General features: G+C 48.0%; 24 protein-coding genes. 7 read left to right on the top strand and 17 right to left on the bottom strand.

The window, feature by feature from the left end:
• Window positions 1-707, top strand: a 707-nt coding sequence (locus FBF61_RS34930; RefSeq protein WP_374756637.1) for a hypothetical protein, incomplete at its 5' end; no start/stop codon positions are given.
• 264 nt (window positions 708-971) lie between these two features.
• Here FBF61_RS34930 and FBF61_RS30275 read toward each other — a convergent pair.
• Window positions 972-1,388: a response regulator gene (locus tag FBF61_RS30275; RefSeq protein WP_138484830.1), complete on the bottom strand. Its 417-nt coding sequence runs from the start codon at window positions 1,386-1,388 to the stop codon at window positions 972-974.
• 366 nt (window positions 1,389-1,754) lie between these two features.
• On the opposite strand from FBF61_RS30275, the gene FBF61_RS30280 reads away from it, so the two are divergent.
• Window positions 1,755-1,970, top strand: a complete 216-nt coding sequence (locus FBF61_RS30280) for a hypothetical protein (protein ID WP_138484623.1) — start codon at window positions 1,755-1,757, stop codon at window positions 1,968-1,970.
• Window positions 1,971-2,028: 58 nt separating this feature from the next.
• Here FBF61_RS30280 and FBF61_RS30285 read toward each other — a convergent pair whose 3' ends face one another.
• The 6 genes from FBF61_RS30285 to FBF61_RS30310 form a co-directional block, all read right to left on the bottom strand.
• Window positions 2,029-3,039: an ABC transporter permease gene (locus FBF61_RS30285; RefSeq protein WP_138484625.1), complete on the bottom strand. Its 1,011-nt coding sequence runs from the start codon at window positions 3,037-3,039 to the stop codon at window positions 2,029-2,031.
• Between the two features lie 15 nt (window positions 3,040-3,054).
• Window positions 3,055-3,999 (bottom strand): ABC transporter ATP-binding protein, encoded by a 945-nt coding sequence (locus FBF61_RS30290; RefSeq protein WP_138484627.1) that lies wholly within the window; start codon window positions 3,997-3,999, stop codon window positions 3,055-3,057.
• A 5-nt stretch (window positions 4,000-4,004) separates the two neighbouring features.
• Window positions 4,005-4,718: a COG1470 family protein gene (locus tag FBF61_RS30295; RefSeq protein ID WP_229215289.1), complete on the bottom strand. Its 714-nt coding sequence runs from the start codon at window positions 4,716-4,718 to the stop codon at window positions 4,005-4,007.
• 399 nt (window positions 4,719-5,117) lie between these two features.
• Window positions 5,118-6,047, bottom strand: a complete 930-nt coding sequence (locus FBF61_RS30300; protein ID WP_229215290.1) for a hypothetical protein — start codon at window positions 6,045-6,047, stop codon at window positions 5,118-5,120.
• 93 nt (window positions 6,048-6,140) lie between these two features.
• Window positions 6,141-6,464 (bottom strand): nuclear transport factor 2 family protein, encoded by a 324-nt coding sequence (locus tag FBF61_RS30305; protein WP_138484631.1) that lies wholly within the window; start codon window positions 6,462-6,464, stop codon window positions 6,141-6,143.
• 394 nt (window positions 6,465-6,858) lie between these two features.
• A complete protein-coding gene (locus tag FBF61_RS30310) occupies window positions 6,859-7,224 on the bottom strand; it encodes a winged helix-turn-helix transcriptional regulator (RefSeq protein WP_138484634.1) in 366 nt (121 codons plus the stop codon).
• 138 nt (window positions 7,225-7,362) lie between these two features.
• On the opposite strand from FBF61_RS30310, the gene FBF61_RS30315 reads away from it, so the two are divergent.
• The 3 genes from FBF61_RS30315 (at window position 7,363) to FBF61_RS30325 (ending at window position 11,595) form a co-directional block, all read left to right on the top strand.
• On the top strand, window positions 7,363-8,493 hold the full coding sequence (locus FBF61_RS30315) for a Gfo/Idh/MocA family protein (RefSeq protein ID WP_138484636.1): 1,131 nt from the start codon (window positions 7,363-7,365) through the stop codon (window positions 8,491-8,493).
• A 553-nt stretch (window positions 8,494-9,046) separates the two neighbouring features.
• A complete protein-coding gene (locus tag FBF61_RS30320; RefSeq protein WP_138484638.1) occupies window positions 9,047-10,147 on the top strand; it encodes an NAD(P)-binding domain-containing protein in 1,101 nt (366 codons plus the stop codon).
• Window positions 10,148-10,815: 668 nt separating this feature from the next.
• Entirely contained in the window at window positions 10,816-11,595 is a 780-nt protein-coding gene (locus tag FBF61_RS30325; protein ID WP_138484641.1) for a LytR/AlgR family response regulator transcription factor, read from the top strand.
• A gap of 11 nt (window positions 11,596-11,606) precedes the next feature.
• Here FBF61_RS30325 and FBF61_RS30330 read toward each other — a convergent pair whose 3' ends face one another.
• The 10 genes from FBF61_RS30330 to FBF61_RS30370 form a co-directional block, all read right to left on the bottom strand.
• Window positions 11,607-12,704: a sensor histidine kinase gene (locus FBF61_RS30330; RefSeq protein ID WP_229215291.1), complete on the bottom strand. Its 1,098-nt coding sequence runs from the start codon at window positions 12,702-12,704 to the stop codon at window positions 11,607-11,609.
• 136 nt (window positions 12,705-12,840) lie between these two features.
• A complete protein-coding gene (locus tag FBF61_RS30335; protein WP_138484643.1) occupies window positions 12,841-13,587 on the bottom strand; it encodes a carboxypeptidase-like regulatory domain-containing protein in 747 nt (248 codons plus the stop codon).
• 119 nt (window positions 13,588-13,706) lie between these two features.
• On the bottom strand, window positions 13,707-15,047 hold the full coding sequence (locus FBF61_RS30340) for a glycosyltransferase (protein ID WP_229215292.1): 1,341 nt from the start codon (window positions 15,045-15,047) through the stop codon (window positions 13,707-13,709).
• 172 nt (window positions 15,048-15,219) lie between these two features.
• On the bottom strand, window positions 15,220-15,372 hold the full coding sequence (locus FBF61_RS34780) for a hypothetical protein (protein WP_166444654.1): 153 nt from the start codon (window positions 15,370-15,372) through the stop codon (window positions 15,220-15,222).
• Window positions 15,373-15,440: 68 nt separating this feature from the next.
• Window positions 15,441-16,589: an FAD-dependent monooxygenase gene (locus tag FBF61_RS30345; protein WP_138484645.1), complete on the bottom strand. Its 1,149-nt coding sequence runs from the start codon at window positions 16,587-16,589 to the stop codon at window positions 15,441-15,443.
• Window positions 16,590-16,759: 170 nt separating this feature from the next.
• Window positions 16,760-18,295, bottom strand: coding sequence for a right-handed parallel beta-helix repeat-containing protein (locus FBF61_RS30350; protein WP_138484647.1), 1,536 nt, complete (start codon window positions 18,293-18,295; stop codon window positions 16,760-16,762).
• A 175-nt stretch (window positions 18,296-18,470) separates the two neighbouring features.
• Window positions 18,471-19,460: an alpha/beta fold hydrolase gene (locus FBF61_RS30355; protein WP_229215293.1), complete on the bottom strand. Its 990-nt coding sequence runs from the start codon at window positions 19,458-19,460 to the stop codon at window positions 18,471-18,473.
• A gap of 5 nt (window positions 19,461-19,465) precedes the next feature.
• Entirely contained in the window at window positions 19,466-19,936 is a 471-nt protein-coding gene (locus FBF61_RS30360) for a hypothetical protein (RefSeq protein WP_229215294.1), read from the bottom strand.
• Window positions 19,937-20,057: 121 nt separating this feature from the next.
• Window positions 20,058-21,284: a hypothetical protein gene (locus tag FBF61_RS30365; protein WP_138484653.1), complete on the bottom strand. Its 1,227-nt coding sequence runs from the start codon at window positions 21,282-21,284 to the stop codon at window positions 20,058-20,060.
• A 367-nt stretch (window positions 21,285-21,651) separates the two neighbouring features.
• Entirely contained in the window at window positions 21,652-22,617 is a 966-nt protein-coding gene (locus FBF61_RS30370; protein WP_138484655.1) for a c-type cytochrome, read from the bottom strand.
• Between the two features lie 606 nt (window positions 22,618-23,223).
• Here FBF61_RS30370 and FBF61_RS30375 point away from each other — a divergent pair.
• Window positions 23,224-24,252 carry a sensor histidine kinase gene (locus FBF61_RS30375; RefSeq protein ID WP_138484657.1) on the top strand — a complete coding sequence of 343 codons (1,029 nt, stop codon included), beginning with the start codon at window positions 23,224-23,226 and terminating at the stop codon, window positions 24,250-24,252.
• Window positions 24,253-25,286: 1,034 nt separating this feature from the next.
• On the top strand, window positions 25,287-26,720 hold the full coding sequence (locus FBF61_RS30380) for an amidohydrolase family protein (protein WP_138484660.1): 1,434 nt from the start codon (window positions 25,287-25,289) through the stop codon (window positions 26,718-26,720).
• Window positions 26,721-26,858 lie beyond the last annotated feature (138 nt).

Genomic DNA, 26,858 nt, shown 5'->3' on the forward strand with positions numbered 1-26,858 from the left:
AAAACGTCGGCATCAGGATAAGCATATTGCAGGGATCAAACGACGGGACGGCCTCTTATGTGGAAACGCATGCAGCGGTTACCAATGCCAATGGGCTCGTAAGCCTGGCCATCGGGACAGGGACAATTGTTTCCGGCACATTTGCCGCTATCAACTGGGGCAGTGGGCCGTATTTTATCAAAACAGAAACCGATCCGATCGGAGGCACAGCTTATACCATTACCGGGACCACAGAATTACTGAGCGTACCTTATGCTCTTTATGCAAAAAATACAGCACCAGCCAGCTCCTTAGGGTTCGCGGATTTTTTCGCACTAATGCCTCCTGACAATGCAGCAACGGTTGCGCCGGGCACCGACGTAAGTTTTCCCCAGGATGGCCCGACGAGTGCAAGCGTGATCTCACGCACCGGGCCAAGCACTTTCAATCTAGCTGAGACGGGTACCTATCAGGTATCGTTTCAGGTCAGTATCTCTGAGGCTGGCCAGCTGATCCTGACTCTCAATGGGGCCGATCTACACTACACGGTTGTCGGACGGGCAACTGGCACTTCGCAAATTGTAGGGATAGCATTGGTTACCACCACTGTAATCAATTCAATCCTCACTGTCAGGAACCCAGCAGGAAATGCGACAGCATTAACAATCACTCCGCTTGCCGGAGGTACACGCCCGGTTTCCGCGCATCTGGTTATTACCAAACTTTAATATTATCACATGCACTTAGCAGAGGCATCCTATAGATCTTCTCTGTGGGATGTCACCGCTCAAAAATGAAGAAAGACCATGTAAAAAGCGATTATATAGTCGCCTTTTGCATGGTCTTCCATACTATAGAACTGGTCAGTTTCATAATACTCCCGATGAGGTTGTGCTGTATCATAATTGGTGTAAGAAAATGACAATTGAGCAAGGTTATCCAGCCGGCAAACCAATGCCAAAATGGATAAACAAGCGGCAAGCTTTGTCACATCAATTGGAAGCGGCCGATGTTTTCCAGTACCGAGTAATCAAATCCAGCAAATCCTTCAACTCATTAAATTCCGTTGGCTTCACGAAAAATCCCTGAGCTGATTCGCAGTACGCGTCGATCACATGCTGGAGATATATCGCCGTTGTCAGGTAAAGATGGGGGACACATTTCAAGGCTATATCCGCATTTTTTCGCAATTCTGCCCGTAATTCAATTCCGCTAAGTTTTGGCAAACTTATGTCTGATAAAATCAGAAAGGACGGTTTACTTGGTCCGCCCAGATAGTGAAGTGCAGCGTGGCTATCAGGTAAGTAGATTCTTTGATTTGGTATTTCAAGCTCTTTAAAAGCTTCTTCGAAAAAAAATTGATCGTCCAGGTCGTCCTCGATCACAATAATGACTCCATTTTTATTCACTGTCGGGGTTTGTAGTTGTATTCTTATCCCTACAATTAATAATCCAGCGCGACACAATCCAGAACCAATTATGCCGCAGGTGAGTGGGAAAGGGAATAAATAGCAATCCCGCGTCAGCAAATTTCCTTTATTCGGAATTGATCTAAATTAAATACAATGATTTGTATCAAAATTGATATTTGTGTAGACCTATTGCCCATTATTGGGAAACCCCAACCGGGATAGCGGTTCAATAAATCAAAATACTCTGGTATCGACTCAGTAAATGGCATATTCCACCATCATCGGCTCAACGGTGCAAATTGCATCGAAATATTCTTAAACCTTAACCTTAGCGATCTTCGTCCTGTGGTTGAGATACCAAAAATGCAGGCTGCCGTAGAGAAGCTGGTTACCGGGAACCTGTTGTTCGGTGCCGGCAGTTATAAGCACCGGATTGTTTTGGGGCTTGTTGACCTGATCAAAAACTATCCCAATTCAGATATAGAGAAAAGTGTAATCCTGGATCTTTTCCTAAAATCCGCCGTTGAATTTGATCAGATCATCAAACAGATTTCAAAACAGACCCAGTGCATCCGATGAGCATTATAAAGTGTATTTCTCGCAAGTTGTGTCAGTCATTGTACGATGCTAAGCTGAATCAACTTCTGATTTCCCTTCGCATAAAAAGGTAATATGAACAGGCAAAGCAAAAAAGGGTGGCGGCTAAAAGCCCGCTTACCTGTGGCCAGACTACCATTAGACTTTCTTTAAAAGGCAGCGGTGAGGGAATAGCCCCTGCCATTTGTTCCATGCTCATGGGACCCAGGCTTCTCACCGATGGCATCAGCAATGTTGTTGTTGCATCGGAAAATAGCTGGCTTGGCGCTAAACGAAGAAGATTTAAAATCATATCATTGTACTTGATGGCATCGGGCTGGGTCAGCATCGCCTGTTCAGGAATGAACATCTTCATGGCCATATTGACGACAATCGGATAAAACACCGTGAAAAATAACCACACGCCTACCCCCGCTATGGCTGAGGTGGCTGTCTGTTTAAAACCAATTGAGAACACGATGGACAGACTTAACCAAAAACCGACATAAATGATGCTAATGAAGATAAAACTAAAAATTCGAAGTACCTCTATCGGTTCCATATTAGCGCCGGTGATAATTAATCCGGCGCCAATCATCAGCAGAGCCAGGGCAATGAAGAGGTGGCTTATGATGATTAATGCGCTCACAAATTTAGCCAGGATGAGATTGTCCCGGTACACTGGCTGGGCCATCAGGCGTATCAGGGTACCGTTGCTCTGCTCCGAATTGATGGCATCAAAACCGAGGGCAATTCCCAGTAAAGGCCCCAGGAAGTTCAGAAACACATGAAACGGGGGCATACTGCCGTCCGTTATCGTAAGTAGTTTCAGGTAAACAAACGTTCCGTCCGGATCCTGTTCAATTGTAACTGCGTTTTTAATATTTCCCAGCGAAACGTACAAAGACCCCAGAAATGTGAGCACAATCAGGGCCAGCAATACGATGAACCGCCAGCTGCGGATTTGATCGGCCACTTCTTTAGCCACCATCACCTCAAAAGGGCCAGAGGCAGTTTCAGCGCCTCTATCCCTGGTCAAAATTCCTTTATAAAGTATCCCCAGACTTTTCATTGGTTTTGTATTCGACTAATTGTTATCAAAATATTTTTGATAGATCTCATCAAGCCCGAATTCTTTCTGGTGAACGCCTGTCACGTCGAGGCCCTTTGTTACAAAAAAGCGGACAATGTCGGGCGTGATATCGGAAGAACAAGCAATTGTGGCGACGTTTTCATGAATGTCTAATTTTCGGGCACCATGGATACTTAACAGTTCCGCCGCGTGTTCCCAGGGTTCAGGGAATTGGTTCCTGAGGATGATATTTACCGAGTAAGGATCTTCGGCAAAAAGATTTTTTGAGAGCGTTTCGAGATTCCCTTCCAATTGCATTTTGCCGGCCGCAAAAATTCCAAAGCGGTCGCAAACCTGCTGTACCTGATGCAAATGGTGCGACGACAGCAAAACCGTCAATCCTTGCTCACAGCTCAGTTGGCGGATCAGGGCAAGAAATTCCCTGACGCCCGCGGGATCGATCCCCAGCGTTGGTTCATCCAGGATAATTACCTCAGGCCGCTTGATCAGTACTTCTGCCAGGCCAAGTCTTTGTTTCATCCCTCGGGAAAAAACGGAAGTTTTTTTATGCATTGCATCGCCCAATCCGATCGCGTTCATCAGTTCCGTGGCACGTTTGTTAGCCTCGGTCGCCTGGATCCCGTTCAGCTTGCCGGTGTACACCAGGTTTTCTATGGCTGACATGTTATCGTAAAAGCCTACGCTATCGGGCATGTAACCTACTTTGCGTTTCACCGGGATAGGATTTGTGGTTGCATTCATGCCACAGACCATGGCCTTTCCGGAAGTAGGCTCGGTAAGTCCCAGCATCATCAGGATGGCCGTCGTTTTTCCCGCCCCATTCGGCCCCAACAAACCGAATATCTCGCCCTTGCCGATGGCCAGGTTTAGGTTATCAACTGCCCGCAGAGGTCCGTAGCATTTTGTCAGCCCCTGCAGATCAATGACAGGATTTTCCATGCTTTTTATCGTCTACCGTACTTTTTGATTAATCTGTAAACGAGCCCGATCGCCAGCAAAATGACCATTATTCCGAACCAGCCCGACAGTACAGAAGTCTTTACGGTAATCCTGAAAGTGGTGTCGGAATGAGTATTCTGATTTTTTGCCGTAAAAGTAGAGACATAGTCGCCGGCGATTGTTTTATCCGGAACCTTGATTTTAGCGGTCACATCTATCGATCCGGCAGGGTCTATACGTTCTATCTTGGAAGGTTCAAATGTAACTTCCCATTTTGGGGGCGTCTGGGACGTCAGCTCTACATTTTCAAGGGGTAGGGTACCGGTATTTTTAATCGTGCATATGATCTGTTCCACACTGCCTTCGGTAACATTTTCACTAAGCCTCCCCGTTGGGGTAGTGAGCTGGATACCGTAAGATCCTTTTAGTACCGCTTCCAGATTGAGCCTAAGGGTGTCTTTCGCCGAAACAGCCGTGACAGGGATTTCATACTTATGAGGCTTGGCATATGGGCTGGCGGCAATCTCTATGGACACTTCCTGGGTTTTTCCAGGGTCGACCTGTACTGCTGTGATTTGGCTGCCTAATGTTTTAAAGGTGATAAACCATCCGGGCGGGAGCTTCGCATTCAATGCGTAATACCTGGATTCTCCTGAGCCATTTTGAAGCGTTGCTGAATACCTAAATGCCTCGTTGCCAGTTGACTCCAGATTAAACAAGGAGGTTTTGAAAGAGGATTTTTCGTCGGATTTTTGGGTTGTTTGGGATTGTACATTTGCGGTGGATCCGATCAGAAAAAGTAAACCGCAAAAAGAGCAAATACTGGTCTTTTTTGAAATTGGGTGAAAAACGGACATGATCTTACAAACAAAAGTTATCACTAAGCTTTATTTATAAAAGAATGGCTGCAAATTCTTCGTCAAGATTTTGCATGACATGATGCCGCGAAAATAAAAAAGGACCGAATTTTTCACAAAGGCCCCGGGAATTTTTTTTCCGGTCACCGGGGTAAAAATTTTCAAGGCTCCGTGACCGCTAACGGCTGGCAGCATTTATGCTAAAAAGAAGTCGCCGCCCGGGGCAGGTAGCAATCGGCTCAATTTTTCCGACTGGTGAAATTATGGCTTGTAGAATATCGAAAGCTGATCCAGTCGCTGCCTGACCAGCGCATTTTTCATGGGTTCAAACCGGGCCAGCTCCATATTGTTTTGGGTAACCACAATATAAAATGGCTGCTTTAACTTAGTGGTGAGGTGGTAAATGGTGGCAAGCTCGGCGATATCCTCGGACCACGCGGCCATTGCATACAAAGAAGGAAACGGTGTTTTTGAGAGCCGGCTATAAACACCAGGCGCCAGGCTGATCGGTACTGGCTTTCCGCTCCGGAAACGGGTTTGTTCCAGCAGAGAATCAATGTATGGTTCGGCAGGCACATTCATCAGGCGCCAAATGTCTTTTGTAAACGCGGTCGGTTGCATGGCTGCCTTGGCTTCGGTCTGGTGCGGGGTAATGTTTGTCACCACATCAATAATATGCGTGGCCTCATGCAACAGCACATAAACGATCCCGTCCATCTTACCTCCTTCGACGCGCACGCTGTAATTTGAATCTGCCTCCTGCTTGAAACAAGTATTTTCTTTCCATGTCGCCCACTGAGATATGTTCTCGTCGAATAAGCTGGCCCGAAAAGTGATGTTGAACATTTTTGTTGCGCCAGCTGTGTCAACGGGTGAGGTCAATGCCGTGTTCGGCATGTTGTCCATGAAGCTGATGCTTTGCAGATGTTGTTTCAAAATGCGCTGATGCAGTGGCGGCAATAGCGTAAAAGCGTGAGTCACTTTGTCTTTTTCAGTTGGAGTCAATGCATGGTTAACCGGCTTCATACCAGCCTCGCGGAAACTTTTAAAAACACTTTCAGGCGCAATTTGTATGCGTTGAGAAGGATCTTTCTGAAGGGAGGAATTCGACTTTTGTGCAAAAATAAAAGCTGGATAAAACAGCGTTAAAAAAGCTGCAACCGATAATTTGAACCCCAAATTTCTGATCATAAATGTTTTCGATATTTGAAATGAAAAAGGTTTTGCAGGAAGGCTTGTCGCAGATTGTCTCAAAGCATTCCTGCAAATTTGAACATTAAAGTATTAATCCGTAATCTTCAACGAACCAATAGACGAACCATCCAGTTCAAGGTGATAATCCATTACGGCCGGACTGCCCGGAAATGTGCCGCTTACTTCTACGGTGAGTTTTCCTTTTGAGCCGCTTTGCATAAAGTCAACGGGGGTCAACTGCATGTTATACTTTTCAGTCGCCGATTGTATCCATTGCTTGATTTCCTCTCTACCCGAATAGGAAGATCCTTCATCGGAAACGGTTGCATGTTCTGTAAAGTAATTTGCAAATGCCGTGCTGTCCATTTCATTCTGCGCTTTAATAAAGCCTGCTATGTTTTCAGGAAGTTTCATGATCATGAATGTTTGTGTTATTTGAAAAATGGTTTTTGTACTGAAATGAAATTGAAAACGCCTGCCTAAATCGTAGGCGAGATACGTTTAAGACAAAATTCAGCACAATACGTATTAATGACAAGTACGGATTTACGATTCATATAGGGATCAATTTATCCCTGTTGGTCCGGCAAAGCAAGCCAGGAATTGGCGTACCGCCCGTATTGTCTTTTCATTCGCATCAAGTTAACATGACAGGGGCTGCATTGAACCACGTCCCTAAACTGATGCAAAATTCAGAGGCTGAAATATGGGGAAATGGACAAAATGGATGGGCAGGAACATTTCGCCAACTCTTGTACCTTCGACATTAGCGTTGGGAATACTTTTCGTCCAGGCAAGAGTCCAATGGTTATTCAGTTGTTTTTGTTCGGTTTAAGATGACACTCTTAATGAATGGGCGATTTTTTTCTCCCCATTCGTTCATCTGCCTCAAAAGAGGCATCAATGTTTCACCGCGTTCGGTAAGCCGGTATTCTACCTTGGGCGGTAGCTGGTGATAGATTTTCTTTTCAATCACTTCGAATTCTTCCAGTTCCTTCAACTGCAGATTTAAAACCCGTTTGGTTGACTGCGGGATGGCACGGTGTAACAGGCTTGGGCGATTGATGCCCTCCGATATGGCAAGTAACAAATTTGGTTTCCACTTGCCACCCAGGATTTCTCTTGTCATCACCAGGCCGCATTCGAGCGGCAGGGGTATCTTTTTTTCGTACATTTTCTTTTTTGTATTGTATACAAAAGTAAGCATAGATCCAGACCTGGCATACAGGGGACAAAATTATCCCCGGAGGAACATTATCCCTCTTATTGCAATCCTTCTACACCGACGCCAACTTTGTAAGCAAAAAGAACAATGCAAAATCATTCAAAAATAAGGGTAGGAATTGTTGGCCTGCAAGCAGGCAGTAGCTGGGCTGCCGTTGCACATCTGCCCGCTCTTCGTCAATTGAGTGACCAGTATGAGATAGTGGGTGTCGTGAATTCCAGTCTGGAAAGTTCGCGCGCTGCTGCCGAAGCTTGCCGAATTCCATGGGCTTTCGGCAGCGTTGAAGAAATGGCTTCATCGAACCAAGTGGATTTGATTGTTGTGACGGTCCGGGTCCCACTGCACTACGATGCTGTCAAGACGATACTTTCGCACGGAAAGCATGTTTATTGCGAGTGGCCACTTGGGCGCACCCTGGCCGAAGCAGAAGAATTAGCAGCACTGGCACGTGGAAGATCCCTGGTTGCTGTTGCAGGGACGCAAGCCCGTGTTTCTGTGGCCTTGCGTAAGGTGGCCCACCTGATTAAGAATGATCTTATCGGCTCTATCCTGTCAAGCAGCATACGGGGGTGGGCAACTCCCTGGGGGGATACGATCAGTAATACAAAAAATGAGGAATATTTAAGGAAAGAGCAGAGTGGTGCTGATCTGTTAACAATTCCGTTCGCTCACACACTTGCGGCAGCCTGCGATGTCTTGGGAGATATCAGGCATTTGTCCGCGATAGTTCACACACGATATCTAAAAGTTAAAGCGCTTGACACCGGCAAGGTGATTGATGCTGACGCTCCTGATTACATTTCGGTAATTGCAAACCTCAGTAATGGCGCCCCGCTTTCAATTTATTTCCAGGGTGGTCATCCGGAATATGGCGATCCTTTTATTTGGGAAATAGAAGGGTCAAAGGGTAAAATTGTTCTTAAAGCCCAAACCGGGCACACCCAAATGGCAGATTTCACAATTCACCATTATATACCGTCAGGCCAGCAGCCAGCGCTGATCAACATTGCTAGTGCAGATGATCGCTTTGGACCCCATACCAATGTCGGAGAAATATACAACAGAATCGCCAGCGACATTTTGCATGGAACAAGTTCAGTCCCTTCATTTGACGATGCCGTTATCCTGCACAAACTGATTGATGATATTCGTCTTTCTTCCACTCAAAGACAATGGGTAATGACATCATCGCATGGCAGAATTCTGCCCGAAGTTTAATATTTTGGCAGAATTGGAAAAGAAAAAAGCCTGCTAATCTGTTCTTTTGATGCTTTTTGTTATTTCTTCAATTGATCCCGATGAGAACAATTTAATTCCTGAAGACGCTTGTATGTTAATTACTTGTAATTCCTTCCAAAATAGGTAACCAAAATGATAATCGATTCTTTTAGCCAGTATTGACACATTTTAGTGCATCGATTTGTTGTTTAGAAGATACACAAAATTGAAGCATCTTCAAAGGTTTTAGTGGAAAGAAGAGATTATCCGTGTAGGGGCGCTTGCCCATCAGTATGTAAAAATTAGACATATTCAGCTCGAAGATTTCTTCTGTTTGGCCATCGCGGATTTCAGGGATTAGTAAATAGCCGTCAGTCCACGTATCAATAATGTCGAACCAAAACTGTTTTTACTGCGATAATATGAGTGATCTAGTTTTCAACCAACGTGGTTTATGTAGGATAATCTATGAATGTACGCGTTAACGGCAAAATCTGCATTTCATTCTTCCGGATTAAGTGATTATAATTAGCACGACGCATAAAAGTTAGAGATGACAGATAGAATTCGATATAAGACAAAGATTATGGTCATCGGTGCCGGGCAGGCCGGCCTGTCGGCAGCTTATCATTTAAAGAAATTCGGATTGGAGATTGGACCTGACTTCATCGTACTAGACGCGGCTCCGTCAGCGGGTGGTGCGTGGCAATATCGTTGGCCGTCGCTTACGCTTAGTATTGTGAACAAGATACATGATTTACCCGGAATGGCTTTCGAAGAAACCCTGGATAAAGCCAGCCCGAGCGTGCAAGCGAGCATTGCTGTACCCCATTACTACGAGCTTTACGAGCAAAAATTCGGTATCCGGGTATTTCGCCCGGTGAAAGTAGAGAATGTGTACCTTCACAACGATCGGTTCTACATTGATTCTTCGAAAACGTTGTTTTCAGCATTGGGGATCATTAACGCCACCGGTACATGGGAAAACCCGTACATTCCTTCTTATCCGGGAGCAGACTTGTTCATGGGTGAACAGTTGCACACAAAAGATTTTAAAACAGCCGATTATTTCAAGGGAAAGCGCGTGGTTGTGGTTGGCGCTGGTATATCTGCCATCCAATTGCTCGACCAGATTTCAAAAGTGACCACTACTATCTGGGTCACCCGCCGCGTGCCCGTTTTTAGAGAAGGTCCTTTTGACGATGTTGCCGGCCATAACGCCGTGGCGATGGTGGAAGAAAGGGTGAGAAACGGTCTGATACCTTCCTCTGTCGTTTCCGTAACCGGGCTGCCTTTTTCGCCGGAAGTTGTAGACATGAAACGTAGAGGCGTACTGAACCGCTTTCCGATGTTCAGCGAGATCACCCGAAACGGTGTTAAATGGGAAGATGGCAGGGAAGAAAAAGCCGATGTCATCCTCTGGAACACCGGCTTTCGAGGGGCGCTGGATCATTTGAAATCCGTTTTACCCAGGGAAGAAACCGGTGGCATCATCATGTCCGGCCGGTTGGCAACCATGGTCTCAAAAGAACCCCGCATTCATTTACCAGGATACGGTCCGTCCGCGTCCACTATTGGAGCCAACCGCGCCGGGTTGGTGGCGGCTCGGGAGTTGATGGCGACTCTGGGTTTGGTCGAACGGCTGTCTAACTGATTTACAAGTAGCCACTTATAGAAAATACAAGGTGTAAGCCGCTGAGCCGGCAACAAGGAACAATACATGTCGACATATTCAACCTTAACCGATTTGCAATTGATCGATCATTTAAAAAAAGACGATGGCAATGCCTTTTCTGAGATTTACAGTCGATATGCAGCTTTGTTGGTAGGTTTTGCAAGTTCCAAATTATGGATGTGGGCTATGGCCTTATGACGCGTATTGTCCGTAACGATGCTTTTCAAAAGGTTTACAGATGCCGGATTGTGTTTATTTGTAGAAAATAATTGTTACGACTCCCCAGAATCCTGATTTGGGATCAGTTTTGAAAATAGCTTTCGATTTGAAATTCAACAAGTTAGTTGATAAAAAGGAATTGTTTAATCGCTAAATGAGCTGACAATCGTTATAATTGGTTTGATACCTTAGGTCGATAAGACTTTCAGATTTCGATACAAAAGGCAGATACAGGCGCTTATCAATTGACTTAAAATAGTCGATACCAACCTTGGGGAGCTATCCAAAAATCGTTCTGATGCTGTTTCAGGTTGAGCTATTTCCGTTTGAAATCACTTTTTGACGGATTTGTGAGGTAAGTGATTGCTACACTGACCGAAAGGAAATATTTTTACTGCTTTCCTAATCAGTCCCAAAGCATCTCCAAAATGAACGTATTAATCATCGAAGACGAAGAGCTAGCCGTTCGTAAACTGACCCGCTTGCTCAAAGAAGCGGACCCCTCTCTCAACGTGGTGGAAACAACCCCTAGTGTGCGGGCCTCGGTGAAGTGGCTCGAAAGCCACGCCCCCGGCCAGCCCGACGCCCCGGACCTGATTCTGATGGACATCGAGCTGGCCGACGGGCAGAGTTTCGAGATCTTCGAGCAGACCACCGTCACTGCCCCTGTCATCTTCACCACCTCCTACGACGAATACGCCCTGCGGGCTTTCAAGGTAAATAGTATCGACTATCTGCTCAAGCCCATCAAGCTACAGGAACTGCAAGCTAGCTTGGAAAAGCACCGAAAATTGAGTAAAAACCCTGCCCCCGCTGTGGCTATCGACGCTCTGGTGCAGCAACTCCGCCAGCAGGTGGCCCCACCTGACTACCGTCGCCGCTTTCTGGTGCGGCACCTAGCGCAGTGGGTACCCGTTGAAGTGGGCGAGATCGCCTATTTTCATAGCGAGGCGGGTGTCAGTCTGTTTCGTACCCGCACTAACCAGAAATTTACACTAGACTACACGCTTGACGAATTGGATCCGATGCTCGACCCAACTCAGTTTTTCCGTGCCAACCGGCAGTACATTGTGAATATCGGTGCAGTACAGCAGATTCATCCTTATTTCAATAACAAGCTAAAACTGACGCTTAAACCCGGCACTGACGACGAGGTGCTGGTGAGCCGCGAGCGGGCTACCGAGTTCAAGAAGTGGATGGGGAAATAATTTTGAAAAAATTAACGCGCTGCCTCAATTAACGGAAGCGTTACTGTGAACTGCCCGTCATCATCCTGAATCATCGGGGCGGGTTGGTTCAGAATTTCATACTTATTGAGGATGTTGGATAAGCCCACTCCGTTGGACGACACCCGGACATTCTTGCGCTGCACATTATTGCTAACCAGCAAATATCCATCCTTATTGGTAATGATATCGATTATCAGCGGCTGATCGGGCAGCACGATATTGTGCTTAAATGCATTTTCAATCAGCAGTTGCAGGGTAAGTGGCGGGATTTTATGGTGCTGGTATTGCTCATCTATTTTAACATTCATCCGTAGCCCGTCGCCCAGTCGGGTTTTTAGCAGGTGATAGTACGACTGGATAAAGTCCAGCTCCTTGTTCAGTTCGGTTAGGTGGTGCTCGTTGGAGCGTAACAGGTAGCGATACACCGTGCTGAGTTCTTCCAAAAACACACGGGCCTGCCTGGGATCGTCCTCGATGAGCGAATCCAATACATTCAAGCTGTTGAACAGGAAGTGGGGATTGACCTGCTGTTTCAATGCGTCGAGCTGGCTTTGCAGGTTGGCAACCCGGAGTTTTTCCCGTTCCTGTTCTGACTGTATGAGCCGCTTTTCCCGAACAGAGGAGTCATGGATGAAGAACATGATTTCGTAAATGGTCTGGAAGAAGATGAAAGTAGTGACAGCCTGGACGAAATCGAATTCGTACATACTGAGGGCAATTTTCCGGTTACTGATCGTTATGCTCCCAATTTCATCACCGATCCGGTAAATGGCCGGCGACCCGCTGGTGACCCACTGCTGCAAAGCACTAAACAGCCAAATCACCAGCGTAGTCGCGATGCTGCCCGACACAAACGTAAAGGCCAGTCGCTGGACGGTATGTGTTTTATGAGGGTATTGGCGTCGGAAATAAAAAATACATGCCCGCATCACCTGCCAGAACACAATGATAGAAATCAGGGTAACCACGGCTTTGAGTGCCATCCGGGGCCTGAATGGTTGATCATAATAGTCAGTTACAGAGATGCTGATAGCCAGTAGCAAGGCAATGCCAAAGATACGCAGCCATTTATCGTTCAATCGGTCCAAAACAAAGTAAGGTAAGGCGGTCTAAAATCGTGCAGTTAAGTATAGGCTATTTTCGCGAAACTTTATCATCGGGGTCCCGATGAAACCGGAACGGCCGGAAACGGAGCTGCACTTTACTGCTATGACCCGTATTTTCTCATTCACTAACTTCAATACTCAGTTTGTATCGTCCTTCGGCTCCAGTGTACGCCGGATCGAAGCTCGCCGTGACTGCGGCACCGTATTCTTGTCCGGTATTGCGTACCCGCACCCGTAAGAATTGTCCACCGATGCTGGCCTTGACCGTGTACTTACCCAGCGGCACGTTGTCCAGGTACGACTGTTGGGGTTTGGCGGTGATTGGTTTTCCAGTTGAGCCATCCAGCAGATTGCCGACTGGTTGAAGGTTTAGCATAATTTGCTCAGTGGGCAAGCCCCAGGCAAATACTTCTATCTGGCCTCCATAAAAGCCATCGTTGCCAAACTGCCCCGTGCGTTCGCCCGCTATTCTCAGGCTCAAATTACGCACTGCACCCTCTGTTCCAGCGAAGGGGGTGTCGGAATCGGGATGCAGATCGAGGACGTAGTTCTTGTTGTCAAACCGGATTTTAGTAGTTCCCCGCACATACCACGAACCGGGTGTGAGGGACAGGCTGTACTTTCCCTTAGCGTCGGTTTCTCCCAGAACGTTGTGGTTGTAAAACTGTGTGTTGTTGACCACGATCGTGGCATTGGGCAGCGGCTTACCTGCCGCATCAGTGGCGCTTCCCGAAACGATGCCTTTTTGTGGCCGACCGGGATCGGGACTGACTTCTTGGGTGGCTGACTGCGTGCATGAGAAAAGAGTCATTACAGCACCAAGCAGCATTGCAGCTACAATCGTAGGCACAAAGGTTTTTGCCATTTCTATTCGAAATTTATGTTGTTTGTTATGATTTCGGACCGATCCCGAACCGGGCTGCTGTTTGGGGGACTAACCCAAAAAACACGATACCCATCGCCTGAATCAGCATGTTGCCACGTTTATCCCATGGCCGACAGAGAGGCCGGTTTCGTGATTATTGGTTCGAGCGGCTTTGCAACCAGATCTTGGATATACTGCATGGCCAATTCGTTGGCGTTGTATTCGGAGAATTCCAGGCTCATTTTCCGTATGTTTCGACGGTAGCTAACGTCGTTTAGTACCTGATCCACCGCCTGACGGATTTGTCTGGGCTTCGGCGTTTCGGTTTTCAAATTGACTCCTACCCCGCAGTAGCCTACGCGGGCAGCGATTTCGCTCTTGCCCTCATGTACGCCCGCTGCCACAATGGGCAGGTTATGCTGTAGACCTAGCATCACTCCACCATAGCCACCGTTGGTCACGTATACGCTGGCGAAATTCATCACGGAGTGGAAATCAATAAAATCTTCGATGATAAAATGTTCCTGTGGGAAACGTTTGCGTAGTTCAGCCGTGCATGAGCCGCCCGTTGTGGCAATTACCAGTGTGCCGGGGTCATCAGCAAATGCTTGCAGGGTGGGGGCGAGAATTTTTTCTACATCTTTTTCTACGGTTCCCTGGGTCACAAGTATCACTCTTTTGGCCACCAGGGCTTTGTCGGCGTGTTCAAAACGTTGTTTGACACCTCGATGGTGAGGCAGCATGGCACCCACAAAACGTACATTAGGGCTAATGTGCTGGCGTGGGTATTCAAACGATGGCACGCCACTTTGTAGGTATAGATCGGCCGAACGGACCGCATAATCGAAAAGAGAGTCCGATGTGGGGGCCAGGCCATGTTGTACCCGGATTTTATTGTGCAGGTCGTCACAGGGCTTAAACAGGATATCCTGAACCAAGTAGTTCAACACCTTTTGCGCCAGACGTCCCGGCCAACTCCGGGCTGGGATCTTCCCCAAGCCCATTGGCGGGAGGTTGTTGTCCGACTCGAACAACGGTGACACACCTACCGCCACGGATTTTACGGGGAGGATTTCACGGATCATGGAGCCGCCCAGGAACAAGACGTCGTGTACGATCAGATCAAATGGCCACTCTGCATAAATTGCTGTCAGGTCTTCGATAAAATTGGGTACCGGATGCAGAAACACCCGGTTGATATCGAAGCGTATACGGGCTGCAGTTCCCCTTATTTTCGAAGCTTCGGGAAAGAGTTTGTCTAGATTTTCCTGGTTTAAGTCCTGGGCTTTGGTGTAAGGATAGTGTGCAAGCTCCAACTTTTTAACTTTTTCACCGTAGGCTCCGCCCACGTACCAGCGTACGTCGCAGCCCTGAGCCTTAAGATGGACCGCCAAACTGGTGAGCGGACTAAAATGCCCGTCCATGGGCATGGTAGCGAAAAGGATATTCAGATTTTTCATGACTGTTTTTTGTTTTTTTAAAGTTCAGGTCTACAGACCGGATTCCGATTGCCAAATTTGGGCTTAGATTGGCTGGCCCCCAACGATGGATTCCCTGAAACGGAAAAAGCCACTGATGAAGCGGCTTTTAGAATAAAGCAAGATTGGCAACGCAGCTAGTAAGCCGCCGGAATCAAAGGTAGAGCCACGACAAACTGCCCGTCCAACTCCTGATCTGCGGCATTGACTGGCCCAGCATGGCGTATTTGGCCAGGATGTTGCTGACCGGGGAACTCGCCAGCATCACTAGAAAGTCATTGTGGTCAAGCGTGAAGAATTTTTTCATCCAATGGATTTACTACAAATAAATTTAGCAGTCGAAAAGGTAAAATGCCATAAATCGCTGGGGGAATATTAGAAATCAACCGTATAGAGCATTTCCAATTGCCGCTCACTCAGAGAGGAGGGTACTCGCCGGAACAGGTAGTTCCTTGTCCGGGTCAGGAGCGGATTACTCCACTGCGCCACTTGCCCGATACGCCAGGAAGTGTTGGTAATGGTCCGGGTGCGCGCAAGGCGTCGTTGCTCAAAGTCACGAAAGGCGGTTTCGAACGAAACGTTCTTCGCCATTGTGTCGGCAAGTACTGCGGCATCCTCAATCGCCTGGCAGGCACCCTGACCCAGGTTGGGTGTGGTGGCGTGGGCAGCATCACCCAATAACAGGATTCTCCCGAAGGCGAAGCGCTTCAGAGGCTTGAGGTCGATGATGTCGTTCCAGAGCAGGTTTTCGTCCGGTGTACCGGCCAGAAGATCGGAAATGGGTGCGTGATAGTGCCTGAAATGATCGGCCAGATTGCGACTCGTCAGTAAGCCCATCTGCTGGTTTTGAGGTGAAGCATTGATACACGCAAACCAATAAACCCGCTCCCCTGTTAGTGGCACGATGCCGACCCGGCCACGGCGACCCCAGGTTTCCGAGGCTTCGGTCAGGGGTAGATCGGGCCGGTGCGCCACGCCGCGCCAGCAGGTGTAACCTGCATACCGCGGGGCCGACTCGGGCAGTAACTGCCTACGAATGGGCGAATGAATGCCATCAGCTACCAGCAGATAATCGGTTTGGTGGCTGGTACCATCCTCGAAGAAAACAGTTACGGCTTCGGGTTGCTGTTCCATCCGGATTGCCTTTTTACTTGTAAAAACACTGGAGGAAGGTAGATGATCAAGCAATACCTGATGTAGCTCTGCCCTGTGAATGGCAAAATTGTCGATACCGTAACGTTTACTGATAGCCAGGCTGTCGGTGCGGGTCACCACCCTTCCCGATTCGTCATAAATCGAGAGCGCATGGAGTTGACGTCCGCGTTGGATGACCGCGTCAGAGACGCCCAGCCGTTCGAATGCCTGGATGGCATTTGCTGCAAGGGCCAGCCCCGCACCCAACGGACGAACATGAGGTGCGGCTTCAAAAACGGTGGCATTCAGGCCAAGTCTGGAGAGGGCAATGGCAGTGGTGAGTCCGGCGATGCCCCCGCCGATGATGGTGAATGATGGATTGGTTTTCATAAAAGATGAATTTAAATTACCAGCAAAGGTCGTCGCGTATATAATCGAATTTGATACCTGACTTGATGAACCGTAAAAAGCCACCGGTCAAGCGGCTTTTTGATTCTGAAAAGGCCAGGATAAAGCATATGCTTTATGCTGTTACCCCGGCTCTCCAATACTTCATAACCTTATTTTTCAATCAGCACATTTTCTTGTACGTTAGACTCGAAAATATTGGCGGTGGTGAGATCGGTATTGGTAGATGAACCGTGCCCTACCATTACCCCGTAACCTCCGCTGCCGCTTATTTTGGTATTTTTGATGTTCATCGTAGCCTTGGTTCCCCAGATGGCGATGTTGGCTTTTTTGCCGGATACAATGATATTGCCGCCTGCGTTGCGAACCTCAGTGTTTTCAAGGAACGTCTTAGGATCGGCCGAGTAGCAGATAATACCACGCCAGTAGGCCGATGAGCCGTCGGCGCTAGTAAAAATAACTTTGTCGTTCGTGGTGCCTATGGCCGAAAGGTAGCCGCTGGTATTGATACGGATCACCGCGTCGCGGTTCATTTCCATCGTAACGCCTGGCTTGAGTTTCCAGCCTGTATTGACGTTCAGTTCGCCGTTGATTCGGTACGGAGCTTTATCCGCGAAGCCCGGCCAGGTTATTTCGGTACCGGTTTTAAGGTTAGAGGGTGTTACCTCTACCACATTGCTGCCGTTGTTTCCTTTAAAGGTCGAATTGTAATCCAGTTTCTCTACGTTGGCCGCGTCGAGCAAAATACCTGCCTGCGTATTGTTCCGAAAACCATTCTCGGTGAACTCGCGCAGTATCCCTCCCTCGTAAACATATATTCCATAGCCATCATTGTCGGTAAAAGCAGTGTTCTTGATCGTCATCTGTGCTTTGCTTCCCCCCGAGAAATACAAAGCCGACTTAGTGGTGCTGTATATGGGACGACTTCCTGCGTGGCTTACCTCTACATGCTCCAGGATGTTGGCGTTGCTGCCCGAATAGTGGGCGATCCCAACCCAATATGCCTTGGTTCTCTGCACGCCCACAAACTTGATCTTGTTGGCGGCTTCGCCTCTGGCGATCAACAAACCGCCGTTGTCGTTGACATTCATACGCACATCGCGCTCAAAGGCAATCACCACGCCAGGATTGATCGTCAGCTCGTGACTCACATCGATATTCTGGGTCACGATGTAGTCGGGCAGGTCGGGGTGGGCAATCCGATCTGCCAAGGTGGTCTTGACCGTGATATTGGCGCTTATAGCCAGCGGTTCGGCGACATTGGCGGTTACCAGTACCTTATCGGTGGCCTTCCCATTGGGACTGGCGACGGTGAGTTCCAGTTCGTACTCACCCACTTCATCGGGTTTGAAGGTAGGTTTGAACGAGGCAGCTTCGGAAAGTGTAACGGAGCTTTTGGCAGGCTTGCGTAGCACCGCCCATTGGTAGGTGAGCGGCTTGCTCTCACTGTCGGTCGAGCCCGAGCCGTCGAGCGTAACCAGTTGACCTACCTGCACCGTCTGGTCGGTCCCGGCCTTAGCCGTTACGGCCGCGGAAGGTGCAACTTCTTCTGATTTTTCCTTACAGGCAGTGGCCAGGAAAAGCCCCGTAAGCAGGATCAGTAGCCTGATGCGAAGGGTAGGGGACAGGGTAGAGATGAACGCGGGTTGCACGCGAATGGGTTGGGTAGTTGGGTATTTTGTTTTCATGGCTAATATTGGAGTTATTCGGGATGGTCCCGAGTTAGTTATTGGGTTTTTGTTTTTTTGTTTTTCAAAAGTAGGAGCTCGCCTTAGAATGGTCAGGAGGAAGCCACATGGAGCGTAAAAATGGTGTGATGAAACGACAGAAATTGTCACTTTTTGCAAAACCAAGCTTTCTCGTTCATTGTACAAAATCCAGCACTGCCCGATTGAATTTCTCGGTTTCGGTAATGAAAGGTTCATGCCAGGATTCGCTGAAACGTGCTTCCGTAACCGAGGCATTGGTCAGCACTTTCTTCGTGGCGTCGCCCACCTCAACCGGCACTACACCATCCTTTACGCCCCAAAACAAGCCCACCGGTATACGGATATCTTTCAGCAATGGTCCTTTCTCGAACCTGCGACTCTCGACGTTTCCGTAATAAGTGTATGCTTTTGCGTGCGTAAATTGCGCCAGCGCGGTGTTAGGAGAGTTGAAGCTGTAATTCAGGAGGTACTTACCATCTTTATAGAGCGATACCGGATTTCCGCCCAGCTTGTACATCCAGCGGTAGATAGGTTCCCACTCGATGGTGGCAGCGTTTTCGGGTGTGACCGGGTTGGCCAGCAGGTAAGTTTCGGCTTCTGTCTTTTTCTGCTGCTTCGCTTCGCGCAACGCCCAGTCCCGCACCGCCGCCAGCCAGTTAGCAAACGAAAACATGCCGTTTACCACGATTAACCCTGCAATCTTTTGTTGGTTAGTACCCGTCGTCAGGTACTGCCAGGAAAGCTCGACGCCGAAGCTGTGGGCCAACAGGTAGACTTCTGCATCTGGATACTGTGTTTTTAAAAGTTGCACCACATACCCAAGGTCCTCGCTGAACTGGGCGTAACGCAGGGTACTTTCGTCAACTTTTCCGGAGGATGCCCCGGCTACGCGCTGATCCCAGTAGGCTACCATCGTTTCGGTTTCCAGTCCCTTCAGATAATAGCGGTAACACATGGCGCAGTCGCCCGGCCCGCCGTGTACATACAGAATTATCTTTTTGGATTGCCGTTTTCCTTTGACCCAAATGGGCATATCGGCTCCTTTGTTGCGTAGAAACAGTGTGTTATTTTCAATGGGTTGTGGGTCGCGGTCTCCACACGCCAGCAGCATCAGCAAGCTGGCAAGAGCGAGGTAACTATACATAGATTTCATCGTTTTTTGAGAGAAAAGTTGATGCCCGCTTCCAGGCTGAATCGTATGAGTGTCGAGGTATTATAGGGGCGTTGTTGCATCACGTTCAAGCGTGTAAACCACGCGACAGGTACCTGCCGCCGAAGTGATAAATCCTTTCCTACGCCGACAAAAACCGTAGGCAAAAAGGCGTCTTGACCCGCCCAACGCACCCTGCGGAGTCCCCCCGACTCGTCGGGGGTGTAGGTAGCTCCTTCCAGAAAATAGTAAGCATATGCCGGGGCCAGGCCAACCTCAAAAATCCCTCCGCGCCGACTCGTCCGACGGTAGGTCAGTTCGGGAAAGAGTACCAGTCCAATATGGTTCTGCGGGTGGCGATACGTAGCCAGGGCTGGACCGACCAGAAATTCTTTGCGCGCCTGATTGCGCTCTTTAATATAGCTTTTTAACGACCACTCAGCGGCTACTTTAAGGCCGTAATGGGTCACGGTTTCACCGTAGTAGCCTACCCGTAGCGATTGAGCTTGGACTGAAAGTACCCCCAGGACGAACAGCCCCAACAAGATTATTATGATTTTCATAGGTTGGAATTGCTATTTTTTGTCAATTCTATTGTACCCGCTTCATGCGAAAAACGCCTTTAATGTTGGCGGTACCCATCGGATCCAGTGGCGTAGAGGTTCTGATCCAACCGGCGGGATTTAGAATAAAGGTACCCAGTGCCCAATCGGGGTGCGAGTCGTCCACCTTTAGCGAGCCACCGCTGACTGTTGCCTGAGTGCCATAAATATGCTGGTAGATCATAGGGCCTGCTAGCAGATTGAAGGCTACATCGGTGCTTTTAGTCCAGTGGTAAGTGCCGTTTGGTGCACCTTTCCATATAACAGAGGCCGATTCGGAACCGATTTTTCCGGTCACGACATTATGGGTTGCATTGATGTTTGCCCCGCCTGGGAAGGTCCGCCAGTCCCCGCCATCGATCTGCACTGAAATCCCTTCCGGTGCTACATATACGTTGGAGATCAGCCGGATGTCTTTGTATTCCCTGCCTTCAATCGTAACCGATCCTTTCAGGAATACCGAAACAGCGGCTGGGTTGGTGGCGGGTATGGAGTTGGGAGCCTGGTAGTCAGCGGAGGTCTTATTAGGTGTCAGCGTGCCTTCACCGGCTAATTGCCAGCGATCGAGGTGTTTGGCATCAGTCCTTACGGGTAGGTGCAAAACTAGCTCATCATCGGTGCTGGTTTGGGCTACGGTTTCAAAAACATCCAGTTGAACCTTGCTTCCAGGGTCTACAATGGCGGTCAGGGGATTGATAAACATCCTTTTAAACAAAGCCCAGTCACTGAAATGGGTCGTCTCTACGGTTACGGCGTGATTAGTGGTGTCCAGCCCCTTCACGACAGGTGCCTGCCAGTGTCCTTTGTCGGTTTGGTACGCCACTTGCAATGCCTCAGGGGCAGAACCGTTTACGTCATGTTCATTGTATTGGAAGGTAATAAGAGCGGCTTTGGCGAATGTAAGGCCATGAGGAGTGAGCCGAAAAGCTTTGCCTGCCCCAGCCGGGCAATGGTTTCCAATTGGCTGTATTGAGATGGTCTTGGATTGGGTCAAGGCTCCGGCAGGGATGGAAATTGTGAGTCTCTGGTCGGCAGATTGGATCGTACCTCCAGCCGGACCGATGGAGGCGGTCTGGACGGGCCCTTCGGGAGTACCCACGGGAGTGATGGTACCAGTGGCCGGCGCGGTGGGCGTTACGGGTTCTTTGTCGGCATCGCAGCAGAAACACAGGATGGCCAGTGAAAGGCCGAGCAAAAGGTTTAATGATTTTTTCATGGCTTTTTTGGGTTGTTTTGATAGCCCAAAATTGCGGCCTTCCCCTGACCTGCCCAGCGAGTTGTTTCTTGAACCGGTATAATTTGCCGTTGAAACGGACTAATGGACGTGGGCTATTTAACTAATAGGGTTCCGGCTGCTATGGTAAGCTCTCCTACGTGATGCGGATCGCAGTGAACTGGGCTGCCGGGTGCCCATCTGCGATATAGATGCGATTTTTAGCAGTTATCCACTGTGCATGATTGGCAAATGTTATGCCGGATCTCGCCCGGCATAACACCTCCAACAAGCCGGATTGGCGGGCCGTCAGACCCACCTGGCAAGTGTAAATTGCCTATACCTTCTCCGGAGATCATTTTTTTATCATTTACAGTTCAGCATTCTTGCTGTCAATGTCATTCTTGATCTTCGGGATAGTTTTCAGGTAGTCGTAGATCGCCCCTACCTCCCGATCAGAAAGTCCCATCTTGGGGGTCATAGGGTATTTAAGGATACTACCGTCGGGCCTAACGCCCAATTTGACGGCTTTTATAAATTGCTCTCTGGTATATTTTCGTCCGATCCCGGTTTGTTCGTCGAAGGTCAAATTTGCTGTAAGCACCTTTTGTCCGTCTATGCCTACCATCTCGTTGCCACCGCCGTAATAGCCCTTCGTGCGTTCGGTATGTATTTTGTCCTGATCCGCGAAGTCGGCCGAATGGCAACCGAAACAATCACCGAGCGCATCGGCCGTATATTTGCCCAAAGCCAGCGAGTTGGTGCTATCCGGAGGGGCAACGAAATGCTGGGGATAGGGTAAGGGTTTCATCACAAGATGGGTCAATAATTTTGTAAAGATGCTGAACTCCGACGACCGGGGTTCTTTCGAAGTGGCCTGTACCGGAAAACGGTCTGATCGCAACCAGGCTACCACCGCGTTCAAATCTTCATCTGAGAGGTTGGGGTATTGAGGCATCACTGGAGCGTAGGAGCCATCCGCCCGGAGGCCCGTACGCAGGAAATAAATCAGTTGACCGTCGGTCCATTGGCCGATCCCATTCTCTTTATCCTGGGTGATGTTTTTAGAATAGATTTTACCGAACAGGGCGGGTACTTCGCCCATATATTTGCCTGTCAGCTGGTTGTTGTTATCCGAGTGGCACCCCATGCACTGGATTTGGGAGATTATTTCACCTCGTGACACCCGTTCGGGCGTTACTTCGACTGAAACGACAGGTACGTTGGGTTTGTCGTAGGTAGGTACCCCCACGATGGCTACATACGTACAAAAGGAACCCGCCAATAGCACAAGGCTACCTAGAATGATTCCAAGAACTTTCAAAACTTTTTTCATGTGCTTGATAAATAAAGATGGCCAGTAGATGCAATCGGGCCCACAATTGTGTGGCCCGGGACAAAAGTGAAAAAGCGTGCTCAAGCATTGAATGACCGGAAGGATGAAACGGGAATAAAAGCCAATGGAGTGCATATTTTTGGCCTTGACTTACCCTTGATGAATAAAATTCAAAATCCCTATGAAACCGTCCAAATGTCGGTTCTCGGGGGAATGCAATATTTGACTGACATTAGGAATATTTGCAAGTTGAAAATTTCACATTAATTTCTGAAATATCGAAACGATACACTTTTTTGGCCTTTCAAGAAGGTTCGGGTACAGCTATCGCCGATCGCAAAAAACTGACGTCTCGTGAGAGTCATAATTGCCATGTGGGTATGTAAAGTCCATCGTACTTGTGTTTTGATTTTGTGAGTAATAGGTAAGTCAATGGCCCAAAATTGGCCTGTTGTTTTTCAGGCATCAACGAGTAACCCGATGAAACGTTCAAAGCCGCTGGCGAAGCGGCTTTGAACAGGTTTACCGGCTGGTGTCGGACGAACAGTAATTGGTTATTCAGGCAGCGTTCAGTAGCTTTGACTACCTGAATCTTTCGACATTTCGATGAAATCGCCCGCTAACTCCCGGTATTTTATACTCCTGCAAGTCGCTATCATCCCGCTCTGCTGCGGCCTTATAAACTGGATACTTATTGGTACGGTTTATTGGCAAAACTGGCGCACATTCGGCCTGGCATCAAGCATTATCGTGATCCTTTCCATCAGTAACTTCATGGTCAACGGGTTTATCGTCCCCAGACTGCGTGAAAGTAGCCCCGAACCAGCCCAATACTTGACCAAAACGATCAGGCAGTATATGAGTACTGCCACGTGTTCGTGTCTGCACTTCGGCCTTGCCTACTTTATTTATCAATGGATCGACCTGCCCGGTTTCGTACCCGACCCTCTTCGGCTGATGTTCTGCGTACTGTTCACGCTACTCGCAGATGCTGTTGTTACGGTATCCTATGAAAACATCTACAATTTTGGCTACTGGCAGCAATCACGTCAGGAGGTAGAAACGCTCAGCAAGGCGCAGCTACAGGCCCAGCTGGACGCCCTTCGCCAGCAGGTGAACCCCCACTTCCTCTTCAACAGTCTCAACACCCTCACGACTTTGATTGGCGAAGACCCTCAAAAAGCAGAAATCTTCTGCTATGAGCTAAGTTCAGTCTATCGGTATCTTCTCCGAAGCAATGAGACAGCCCTAGTGCCGCTGACTAATGAACTAGAGTTTATAAACTCGTACTATCATCTGTTGAAGACCCGTCACGGCGATGGAGTAACGCTCGTTACGCACATCCAGCCCGGTTTGAAGGCCTTGCATCTGCCGCCCTTAACGCTGCAACTGCTTATTGAAAATGCCGTGAAGCATAACGTCATCCTGCCTGAAGAGCCCCTGACTATTACGCTTAGCACCACCGAACAACAGCGCCTGACGGTCAGCAACAACCTGCAACGCAAGCCCCATCGGGATATGTCCAACGGCGTGGGCCTAAGCAACATACTGACCAAGTACCAGATGCTCAACCTGCCCGCACCTATCATCGAAGATGACGGGCGCGAGTTCCGGGTAACTATATCCCTTGTCTGAAAGCAGGCTGGATGGGTCGTAGATAGCCCCCACCTCACGATCCGACAGCACCGTAGTATCCCATGGTACGCTCGGGGTGCAATTTATCCAGATCGACCAGTTCGGTAGGCACTGAAGCCGGCCAGCAATAACACGATGATGACCAGTACAAGGCCGGTAATTTTCATGGCCATATCTTGGTTAAAAAAAGAGGAGTAACCGATGCGGGAACGGCTATCGCTGCCGACGGGATGGGTACAAAGCTTACCTACTTGTGTCATCGACCCAACTGCTTGCTCACCGAAACGAGAAAAGTTGGCTATGAACCGTCAGAACAGGGATGTTAAATTGGTACCGCAACCGGCTTTACTACTTACTGTGCTACCCATCCGGTTGAGCGTCTTTTTCTCCTGTGTCGGCGCATATCAGTAAGAATGCCGGAAGTGACTACGCTATTTTGTGCTGAATAAACCTGACCCAGACACCAACCCATCACTTCTGAACAATGGCCGACCCGCTTACCTGAATCGTTTCGCAATCTACAAAAGAGCTTTGCGAGGTCTCCATAAACGGCAGCAGCCCCAGTTGACAGTTCGGAGTTGCTTATGGAACAGTGTATAATTACTTGGCTAAGAAAAAGGAATAATCCCAAACCGATATTTTCTGTCCATTTGTAACGGGAACAAACATTCTTTGATTGCGGTCTCACAAATCAATGTCTCAATATCAGAAGTTCCCCAAATAGATGAGACATGCACAAATAGAGGAAAAACTGCATGTATGGATTCTGTTTATTGGAATGAGTCGGCCAATTATTCGGTGGTTTTTCTGTACTTCTAGGCACCAGAATCTCTTCACGTTTCATTCGACTAGATTTTGAGCATATCTATTGTGCTTTTTTAAAGATCTATTCCGTTCATAATCGAATTTCTTTGGCCATCAAATTTCAAGAGAAGATCTAACAATGGCACTATAGTAAGTTGACTATAACCATTTGAATATCAGAAAACTAAATAAATAGTAAGTTTGTCTCTAATAATCTGATCCAATTAGAAATGAGCAACAAACATTTTTATAGTATTTCGGTAAGTTTTTTCTTGGTCACCATGTTGTGTGGTGCCTTACCTATAAAGCTTCATGGCATCCAGGGAACCAGGAGGAATAAGGCAACATATGCCATCAAGAATGTAAATATTATTCCGATGACTGGGAAGAACGAGGTTATTCATAGTGCTACTGTGGTAATTAGGGATAATAGAATAGAATCTATAAATGGACAGATTCCACAAGGGGTGGAGATTGTTCAAGGCAAAGGTAAATGGCTTGTTCCAGGTTTTATAGATATGCATGTACATGTACCCACAGACTTTCATATTGGTGCAAAGCTTCCTACGCAAGAAGCCTCTGTTTTCTTCGATATTCAAGATCTCATGACGCCTTTTATAGCTAATGGCGTTACCACAATATTCAACCTAAACGCAACTACGGGCTCTTTTTCCCAGAGAAATGCGATTGCCAGGGGTAATGTTACTGGACCTAGAATGGCTTTTGCTGCCCTCATTGACGGGGGGCAGGGGACGGGAAGAAAGGTAAATACTGCCAGTGATGGGCGTCAGGCTGTCCGCAGTGCAAAGGCCGAAGGATACGAATTTATAAAAGTGTATTCAGCCCTAAATGTTGACACTTATCAAGCAATTATCGATGAGGCCCACGCCCAGGGATTAAAAACCATCGGGCATATTCCTGACGCATTTCAAGGAAAGTTGAAACGGGCTTTCGTTCCTTACTTTGGAATGGTAGCGCATGCTGAGGAATTCGCCAAGCACTCGAAAGATTTTAGTGAACAAGACGCCCAGCAATTTGCAGTGATGGCAAAAGAGAATGGAACCTGGCTGACTCCAACCTTAACAGCCTTATCATGGATTTCAAGCCAGGTTCGTTCTCTTGAGGAGCTTCGCTCGTTACCGACGCTTCAATATGTACACCCGCTCTTGCAGAGCAAATGGTTGACCGCTAATAACTACCATCGGGATACCACCTCAGAGCGCCGGGATTATTTTAAGAAAATGGTTGATTTTAATAAAAGGCTGGTTCGCGTATTTAAACGCATGGGTGTGCCGATTGTAACAGGAACCGACACAGGAGTTTCAGGAGTTGTGGCTGGCTTTTCAATGCATGATGAAATGGAGCAATTAGTAGAAGCTGGCTTGACTCCGGAAGAGGTGTTGTGTTCGGCAACAAGCCTTCCCGCGATCTGGCTTGGACTAGAAGGCGAAATTGGAACGGTTGAAAAAGGTAAACGCGCGGATCTTGTCTTACTTGATGCTAATCCGCTCGAAGACATAAAAAATACAAAGCGAATTGCCGGAGTTGTCGTAAATGGACAATGGCTTGATAAATCCTCGATATCCAAAATGCTTTCAGAATTGTCCAATCGAAACACTGCGGCAAAAGAAAAATACGATTGGAATAAAGTTATGGGAAAGTAAAGCATTTGTGTTTTTCTTTTCAACTCTTATGTCACCACTTGGAGGATTTCAGAAATTCGGTGGTTGAAATGAACTGTTCTTAATTGGTCGTGATTATAAAAAAGTGCCTGTGATTAATTCATAGGCACTTTTTTGTTC

The sequence above is a fragment of the Dyadobacter bucti genome (assembly GCF_005869225.1).
Classification (GTDB): domain Bacteria; phylum Bacteroidota; class Bacteroidia; order Cytophagales; family Spirosomataceae; genus Dyadobacter; species Dyadobacter bucti.